General features: G+C 55.9%; 5 protein-coding genes. 3 read left to right on the top strand and 2 right to left on the bottom strand.

Features of this window, described 5'->3' with window-relative positions:
* The first annotated feature begins 581 nt into the window (after window positions 1-581).
* The 3 genes from ACIONG_RS28695 (at window position 582) to ACIONG_RS28685 (ending at window position 4,591) form a co-directional block, all read left to right on the top strand.
* Window positions 582-1,088 carry a sigma-70 family RNA polymerase sigma factor gene (locus ACIONG_RS28695; RefSeq protein ID WP_103302859.1) on the top strand — a complete coding sequence of 169 codons (507 nt, stop codon included), beginning with the start codon at window positions 582-584 and terminating at the stop codon, window positions 1,086-1,088.
* Window positions 1,088-2,035, top strand: a complete 948-nt coding sequence (locus tag ACIONG_RS28690) for a FecR domain-containing protein (RefSeq protein ID WP_401304250.1) — start codon at window positions 1,088-1,090, stop codon at window positions 2,033-2,035. Before ACIONG_RS28695 ends, ACIONG_RS28690 begins: the two co-directional genes overlap by 1 nt.
* A 120-nt stretch (window positions 2,036-2,155) precedes the next feature.
* Window positions 2,156-4,591 carry a TonB-dependent siderophore receptor gene (locus tag ACIONG_RS28685; protein ID WP_401304248.1) on the top strand — a complete coding sequence of 812 codons (2,436 nt, stop codon included), beginning with the start codon at window positions 2,156-2,158 and terminating at the stop codon, window positions 4,589-4,591.
* Window positions 4,592-4,634: 43 nt separating this feature from the next.
* On the opposite strand, the gene mnmE is transcribed toward ACIONG_RS28685, so the two are convergent.
* A complete protein-coding gene (gene mnmE / locus ACIONG_RS28680; RefSeq protein ID WP_103302864.1) occupies window positions 4,635-6,005 on the bottom strand; it encodes a tRNA uridine-5-carboxymethylaminomethyl(34) synthesis GTPase MnmE in 1,371 nt (456 codons plus the stop codon).
* Window positions 6,006-6,086: 81 nt separating this feature from the next.
* Entirely contained in the window at window positions 6,087-7,769 is a 1,683-nt protein-coding gene (gene yidC / locus ACIONG_RS28675) for a membrane protein insertase YidC (protein ID WP_401304259.1), read from the bottom strand.
* Window positions 7,770-7,800 lie beyond the last annotated feature (31 nt).

Below are 7,800 nucleotides of genomic sequence, written 5' to 3'. Positions count from 1 at the left end.
ACCCCCCTCGGGACTTCTTTCGTATTTAATCCCTTACTTGTTTGCGAGCTGGTGTCGGCCCCTGGTCGGCAAGTAGAGGGACTTCGCCCTTCCTAAAGAACCCTTTGCACAAAATTTAACCAGCTGTGGAGAACTCGCGGTTAAAAGAATAAAAAAGAGAGAAATTTATAAAACCTTTGTTTTAAAGCTTATTCTTACTGAGCAAGCTTTCTGTGGATAGATTGCTACAGGCCTTTATATTCAATATGTACAGAGTTTCAAAACCCTGTGCCCATGTGGCCATGAGGGGTTTGGATAACCGGTGTAAGCCTGTGGATGAAAGGGGTAGTTATCCACAGAGGGGTTTATATCCAGTTTTCAAGCCCTGTTATCAACTGACCTCAGTGGCACTTATTCACAGGGCTTAATCCACAGAAAATCGATGAATCCACCTTTTTCGGGCACAAAAAAATCGCCACCCATTGCTGGATAGCGAACAGAAAACCCAAAACCAAACGATGGAGTGTTGTCAGAGGCCTATTGTGAGAGGACGTAACAGAGGCTAATAATAGCCATTATCATTAACTCCCCCTCTTCTCCTCATGTCCTTATCCATTCATAACGCTGCGATCGAGCAAATCTACGAGCAACACCATTCGTGGCTATATGGGTGGCTCAAGGGCAAATTGAATGACGCCTGCGATGCTGCCGATGTCGCGCACGACACGTTTGTGCGGATCCTCGCTGCGCGTAATGCCGCGCAGATTCGCGAACCTCGGGACTATCTGACCACCATTGCACGGGGCCTGGTCATTGATCGCTATAGAAGACAGGCCATCGAAGCGGCTTATCTGCAAGCCCTCGCATCTCGTCCCCAAGCCACAGCCATCAGCGAAGAAGACCGGGCGCTGATCATCGAGACGCTGGTCGCTGTGGATAAGGCCTTGACCGGCTTGGGTGCAAGAACCCGGCAGATCTTCATGCTCTCGCAGATCGATGGCCTGACTTATCAACAGATCGCCTTGCAGTTGAAAGTCTCGCTGACCACCGTGAAGAAACACATGATCCGCGCACTGACGGAATGTGCATTGATCATGGCGCAGCTGTGATGGCTATCGCCCCTGATCGCAAAGTCTTTGAAGCGGCTGCCGGTTGGTACGTGCAGTTTCAGTCACAGCCACCGACGCTTGCCGAACAACGGGCATGGCAGCTGTGGATAGATAGCGCTCCTGAACATCTGGCGGCCTGGAATCAGATGGAACGGTTGCAACGCCACCTCGGCACGCTGCCGCAGGATCTGAAGCGACGAGCGTTGAGCACCGGCCAGCAACGCCGCCAAGTGCTGAAGTTGATGGTGTTGGTGGCTGGCGCAGGTCTGGTTGGCTGGAATGTCCAGCAACACACCTCCCTGGGAAACGTCTGGGCTGACTATAAAACCCGCGTCGGTCAGAGACGTGACATCACGCTGGCCGATGGCAGTCAGATTCAACTGAATACCGATACGGCCATCGACGTGTCTTTCGATAGCAGGCAACGATTGATCCGTTTGCGCACTGGCGAAATCCTTATACAGACCGGAAAGCTCGGCGATCAGCGCCCCCTGTACGTCGAAACCCGCGATGGACGTATCCAAGCCTTGGGTACCCGGTTTTCTGTGCATCAGTTGTCGGGATCGACCCGAGTTGGCGTGCTTGAAGATCGGGTCAGCATTCAGCCTGGTGAAGAATTGGCTACCGCAAGAATATTGAAAGCCGGCGAAGGCGTGGATTTCGATCGTCAGCACATCAGCCGGATTCATTCCTTCAAGCCCGCAGAGGTGGCGTGGACCAATGGCCAGCTGATCGTGCTCGATGCTCGTCTGGGCGACGTACTCGAAGAATTGGGCCGCTATCGTCATGGCGTGTTGCAGTGCGATGAACGCGCCCGGGATTTACGCGTGTCTGGCACCTTCCGTCTCGATTCCACCGATGCGGTACTGGCAAATCTGCAGGCTTCAATGCCAATAAACGTGCGTTATTTCACTCGTTATTGGGTTTCGATCCGCCATAACGCCTGATCGAAAAGACGCCTGTGGAAAAATAAATCGAAAACAGGGTTATCTTTTTTTGCCCTGACCCGGCCCTACAGGTAATCGCGATAAACGCGGCTCTTTGCCAACTTCAGGGCTTATCCACACATGCGTCTTCCCACGTTTCGTCAGCGTTTTTCCCACCACTGCATTGCCTATAGCTTACTGATGACCAGTGCCACGTCCTGCCTGGTACTGACCGGTAGCGCGTTCGCGGCGACGGCAACCCAGCGATACGCCATTGCCGCCGGACCGCTGGACAACGCCCTGAGCCAGTTTGCGTCGGCAGCGAACGTGATTCTGTCGTTCTCGCCGCAACAGACCAGTCACCTGCGCAGCCCTGGACTGAGCGGCAATTTCTCCGTGGAACAGGGTTTCGCCCAACTGCTGCAAGGTTCCGGTCTGCAAGCCGTGCCACAAGCAGCGGGCAGTTACATTCTGCAGGCACTGCCAAACGGTGATTCGCTGGAATTGGCGCCGACCAACATCAATGGCCAGTTGGCCAACTCGATGAATCTGGATTACGCCGCCGATGTTGGCTACAAGGCGCAGAACAGCCGGATCAGTACGAAAACCAGCACACCGTTGTCGGAAACTCCACGTTCGGTGTCGGTGGTTACCGCGCAACGGATGAAAGATCAGAAATCTCAGACGCTGACCGAAGTACTTGGCTACGTTCCGGGGATCTTTGCCCCACCGTTTGCCGCCGGCGACAGTCTGGCCGGCGATCTGTTTTTCATTCGCGGTTTCAACGCCACCGATTACGGCTACGGCCTGCTGCGCGATGGACTACGCGTGCAGGGCAACCGCTATGACACCAGCACCGAGCCATATGGGCTGGAGCGGGTCGAGGTTTTCCGCGGCCCGTCTTCACTGCTCTACGGTGAAAACGCGCCGGGCGGTCTGGTCAATCTGGTGAGCAAGCGTCCGACAGCCGACCCTCAGGGCGAAGTGCAATTGGGGTATGGCTCGAATAATCGCCGGCAGATGGGGGGCGATGTCTCCGGACCTCTCAACGACAGCGGCAGTGTCCTTGGTCGGGTGTTGATGCTCGGGCGCAAGTCCGACACTCAGACCGATCATGTACCGGACGATCGTATCTACATCGCCCCGTCGCTGACGCTGAATTTCGACGACTTCAACACTTTGACCTTGCTGGCCAACTACCAGAAGGATCACACCAACATGGAACTCGGCCTGCCCGCCGCGGGTACTTTGTTGAGCAATCCCAACGGCAAGTTATCCAAAGACACCATGCTCGGTGATCCGGACTGGAATACCTTCGAGCGCGAAACCTGGAGCACCGGTTACGAGTTCAGCCATTCCTTCAACGACGACTGGCAGTTCCGCCAGAACTCGCGCTACATGCAGTCGCGGATCACCCGCCATGAAACCTGGCCGGGCAACCTGAACAACGCCGGGTTCGGAACGCGGTTGAACATGACCGCTTACGATCGCTTCAACAAATCCATGGTGTACTCGCTGGATAACCAGCTGGAAGGCAAATTCCAGGTCGGCGGTCTGGAGAACACTGTGCTGTTCGGTGCCAGCTATGACCGCACGTCGTTCAATCAGGACTGGAACGCCGGCATCGTCGGACCGATTGATATCTACAACCCGGTTTACCTACGCGACCCGACAACGCCGATTGCAGTGCAGAACACCCTGCTTGAGCAGCAGATGAAAGGTGTTTATGCACAGATCCAGAGCAAGTATGACCACTGGCTGTTCCTGCTTGGCGGCCGTCAGGATTGGGTCGACAGTGATTTTCGCGACAAAGTGGCCAAGGGCAGCAACATCAGCTCCGAGGACAAGAAGTTCACCTATCAGGGCGGCGTGATGTACCAGTTCGACAACGGTATGACGCCGTATGTCAGCTACTCGACCTCGTTCGTGCCGGTGCAGCAGATCTCCAATGCCGGCGCGCCGCTTGATCCCATCACCAGCAGCCAGTACGAAGTAGGCCTTAAGTACGAGCCGATCGGCTGGGATACCGCGTTCACTGCTTCGGTGTATGACCTGCGCAAAAAGGACGACACCTACTTCGACTCGACGACAGCGACCTATCGCCAGGTCGGCGAAAGCCGTTCCAAAGGTGTAGAGCTGGAACTGAACAGCAACCTGACCCAGAACCTCAATGTCACCGCTGCTTACACCTACACTGACGCGCGGATCACCAAGGATGCCGCGACGTCACTGGTCAAAGGTCGTCAAATGACCGGCGTGCCGCGTAATCAGGCTTCGGCCTGGGCCAAGTACCGCTTCCTCGATGGCGATCTGAAAGGTTTGTACGTTGGCGGTGGTGTGCGTTACTTCGACAGTGCCTTCGCTTACACCTCGCCTTCGTTATACGGAAAGCTTGATGCCGGCGACGTCACCTTGGTGGATGCGGCGATCGGTTATCAGATCGACACTCACTGGAGCGTCGACTTGAACGCGAAAAATCTTTTCGACAAGGAATATGTCTCGGGATGCAACGACGCCGGCCGCTGCTATTGGGGTGAAGACCGTACGCTGCTCGGCACGGTTTCCTACAACTGGTAAAACGAAAAAGGGTCTGTGGACAACTTATCCACAGACCCTTTGGTCATTTGCCGATGCAGAAGCTGGAAAAGATTCTTCCCAACAAGTCATCCGAGCTAAAGGCCCCGGTGATTTCCCCCAGCGAATGCTGGGCCTGGCGCAAATCTTCGGCCAGCAATTCACCTGCGCCAGCCAAAGTCAGTTGTGCGCGGCCGTGTTCCAGCGCTGCACTGGCGTGACGCAAAGCTTCCAGGTGTCGGCGTCGAGCACTGAAACTGCTTTCCGAGGTTTGCTCGTAACCCATGCAGGCTTTGAGGTGATCGCGCAGCAGTTCCAGACCATCGCCTGCCGATTTCGCGCTCAGACTGATGGTCACATGGCCGTCATCACTGACTTCCAGGGCAATCGCTTCGCCGGTCAGATCGGCCTTGTTACGAATCAGAGTGACCTTCGCCGGGTCTGGGCGGATTTCGAGGAACTCCGGCCACAAGGCAAACGGGTCCAACGCTTCCGGGGCGGTGGCATCGACGACCAGCAGTACCCGATCGGCTTCACCAATGGCTTTCAATGCACGCTCGACACCGATCTTTTCCACATGATCATCGGTATCGCGCAGGCCTGCGGTATCCACAACGTGCAACGGCATGCCGTCGATGTGGATATGTTCACGCAGGATATCCCGCGTGGTGCCGGCAATCTCGGTGACGATGGCGGCTTCGCGACCGGCCAACGCGTTCAGCAGACTGGACTTGCCGGCGTTCGGACGACCGGCAATCACCACGGTCATGCCGTCACGTAACAAGGCACCCTGCCCGGCTTCGCGCAGCACTGTGGATAATTCATCACGCACCTTGTCGAGCATGCTCAATACATGGCCGTCGGCGAGGAAGTCGATTTCTTCTTCCGGAAAGTCGATGGCGGCTTCGACGTAGATGCGCAGACCAATCAGTTGCTCGGTCAAGTTATGCACACGCTGGGAGAACGCACCTTGCAAGGAACGCAGGGCGTTGCGCGCAGCCTGTGCAGAACTTGCTTCGATCAAGTCGGCGATCGCCTCGGCCTGGGCCAGGTCGAGTTTGTCATTGAGGAAGGCGCGTTCGCTGAATTCCCCCGGGCGAGCCAAACGGCAGCCCAATTCCAGGCAACGCTTGAGCAACATGTCCAGAACGATCGGGCCACCGTGGCCCTGCAGTTCCAGCACGTCTTCACCAGTGAACGAGTTCGGCCCCGGGAAATACAGTGCCAGACCTTCATCCAGCACTTGCTGGTCATCACTGAAAAACGGGCCGTAATGGGCGTAACGCGGTTTCAGTTCGCGGCCGCTGATGGCTTTGGCCGCGACACTGGCCAACGGCCCGGAAATACGGACGATGCCGACACCGCCGCGACCTTGGGCGGTGGCAACAGCGGCGATGGTTTCACGAGGTGTGCTCATAAACCGGTATCCAGACAAAAGTGGCAGATAGCAAAACGCCCCACTAGGGGGCGTTTTGAGTGGTGTTATCCACAGTGCAAGTTACGCCTCGGCTTTTTTCGTCGCCGCTTCGATCTTACGCGTGATGTACCACTGTTGTGCAATCGACAGGCAGTTGTTCACAACCCAGTACAGCACCAGACCTGCCGGGAACCACAAGAAGAAGAAGGTGAAGATGATTGGCATCATTTTCATGACCTTCGCCTGCATCGGATCCGGCGGAGTCGGGTTCAGTTGCTGCTGGATGAACATGGTTGCGCCCATGATGATCGGCAGAATGAAGAACGGATCCTTGATCGACAGGTCAGTGATCCACAGCATGAACGGTGCCTGACGCATTTCCACGCTTTCCAGCAGAACCCAGTACAGCGAAAGGAAAACCGGCATCTGCACGAGGATCGGCAAGCAGCCGCCCAGCGGATTGATCTTCTCTTTCTTGTACAGCTCCATCATGGCTTGCGACATTTTCTGCCGGTCATCGCCATGTTGCTCTTTCAGCGCAGCCAGTTTCGGCGCAACGGCACGCATGCGCGCCATCGATTTGTAGCTGGCAGCCGACAGAGGGAAGAAAAGACCCTTGATCAGCATGGTCAGGAAGATGATCGACCAGCCCCAGTTACCCACAATCGCGTGGATGTGTTGCAACAGCCAGAAGATTGGCTGGGCAATGAACCACAGGATGCCGTAGTCGACGGTCAGTTCCAGACCTGGGGACAACTCTTTCAGCACAGCCTGGCTTTTCGGACCGGCGTACAACACAGCGCTTGTTTCAACTTTGGCACCCGGAGCAGCGGTCAGTGTAGGACCGGTGTAACCGATGATGTAGTTGCCTTTACTGTCTTTACGGGTCTGGACGATGTTGTTTTCGCCCTTGGCCGGAATCCACGCAGTCACGAAGTAGTGTTGCAGCCACGCTACCCAACCACCGGTGACGGTTTCTTTCAGTTGGGCCTTGTCCATGTCCTTCATGGACACTTTCTTGTACGGCTCCGAACTTGTCCACAGGGCGGCGCCCAGGTAAGTCGCGGTACCAGTAGCGGTTGTGGACGAAGGATCAGCGCTGTTATCACGCTTCAACTGGGCGAACATCGCGCCATTCCAGGGCTGAGCGCTCTGGTTATCCACAATGTAGGAAACGGCTACGTCATACAGGCCGCGCTTCAGGGTGAAACGCTTGATGTAATTGACGCCGTCCTTGCTGAATTTCAGGTCAACGACGAGTTGATCCTGACCGTCAGCCAGTTGATAAGTCTTCTTCTCCGAAGAGTAAACCGGACGACCGGCCGGATTTGCGTCCGGGCCGTTGGTTCCGATCAGACCGCTTTGTGCCAGATAAACACGCTCGCCGCCGTTATCGAACAGCTGGAACGGAACATCAGGACGATCCTGACGACGTGGATACAAAGGCAAGGTCAGTTGAGCAACATCGCCACCTTGTGGATCGATCGCGAGATCGAGCACGTCGGTTTTGATCTGGATCAGATCCTTGCTGGCGGCCACCGGAGTTTCGGCAGGTGCGCTGGTATCGCTAGCGGCGCGCGGAATATCGTCACTGGCGGCAGCATTATTGCCAGTGGCGGTGTCCGGCAAACCGGATGTAGTCGTACTGGAAGCAACATTCTGAGTCGGCAGGGCAGCCTGGCCATAGTCCTGGTTCCATTTAAGAACCATAACGTAGGACACGATTGCCAGGGCGACGATCATGATCGTGCGTTTGATATCCATTATTACTCGGCCATCGAAGAAGAACGGGAGG

This window comes from Pseudomonas sp. NPDC087817, assembly GCF_044742875.1.
GTDB lineage: Bacteria > Pseudomonadota > Gammaproteobacteria > Pseudomonadales > Pseudomonadaceae > Aquipseudomonas.
The sequence above is the reverse complement of the archived record's forward strand: the minus strand, read 5'-3'. Positions and strand labels throughout refer to the sequence as shown.